This is a genomic window from Pantoea sp. PNT03, from assembly GCF_014852515.1.
GTDB lineage: Bacteria > Pseudomonadota > Gammaproteobacteria > Enterobacterales > Enterobacteriaceae > Pantoea > Pantoea leporis.
In genome coordinates, this window is the sequence record NZ_JACVBT010000016.1 from 1 (window position 1) to 954 (window position 954).

The 954-nt window shown below is 52.2% G+C and carries 1 tRNA gene and 2 rRNA genes; all 3 read left to right on the top strand.

Features of this window, described 5'->3' with window-relative positions:
* Positions 1-116, top strand: a 16S ribosomal RNA gene (locus IB226_RS23030); the annotation flags it as partial.
* Positions 117-204: 88 nt separating this feature from the next.
* Positions 205-279 (top strand) — tRNA-Glu (locus IB226_RS23035).
* A gap of 215 nt (positions 280-494) precedes the next feature.
* Positions 495-954: ribosomal RNA gene (locus IB226_RS23040) — 23S ribosomal RNA — on the top strand; the annotation flags it as partial.

Consider the following 954-nt stretch of genomic DNA (forward strand, 5'->3'; position numbering starts at 1 on the left):
CAAAAGAAGTAGGTAGCTTAACCTTCGGGAGGGCGCTTACCACTTTGTGATTCATGACTGGGGTGAAGTCGTAACAAGGTAACCGTAGGGGAACCTGCGGTTGGATCACCTCCTTACCTGAAGATACCTTCCCGCGAAGTGCTCACACAGATTGTCTGATAGAAAGTAATGAGCAAGACGGCTGCGAAGTCGTGACACTATCGTGTCCCCTTCGTCTAGCGGTTAGGACTCCGCCCTTTCACGGCGGCAACAGGGGTTCGAATCCCCTAGGGGACGCCACTTGCTTGGTGACAGGTGAAAGGTGTCTCCACGACGTATCTCAAACGAAGCTTACGAGCTGCGTCTGAGATACTGCTCTTTAACAATCCGGAACAAGCTGAAAATTGAAACGACGTATCGTCTTCATTCTCCGTAATAAGAATGAAGCGGCGATATGTTCGAGTCTCTCAAATGCTTGCAGTCTGCACGCGTTGCAAAACGCCTGTGGGTTGTGAGGTTAAGCGACTAAGCGTACACGGTGGATGCCCTGGCAGTCAGAGGCGATGAAGGACGTGCTAATCTGCGTAAAGCGTCGGTAAGGTGATATGAACCGCTACAGCCGACGATGTCCGAATGGGGAAACCCGGTGCACCCAGTGCATCATCGCAACATGAATACATAGTGTTGCGAGGCGAACCCGGGGAACTGAAACATCTAAGTACCCGGAGGAAAAGAAATCAACCGAGATTCCCCCAGTAGCGGCGAGCGAACGGGGAACAGCCCAGAACCTGAATCAGTTTGTGCGTTAGTGGAAGCGTCTGGAAAGTCGCGCGATACCGGGTGATAGCCCCGTACACGAAAGTGCACAGATTGTGAGTTCGAAGAGTAGGGCGGGACACGTGGTATCCTGTCTGAATATGGGGGGACCATCCTCCAAGGCTAAATACTCCTGACTGACCGATAGTGAACCAGTAC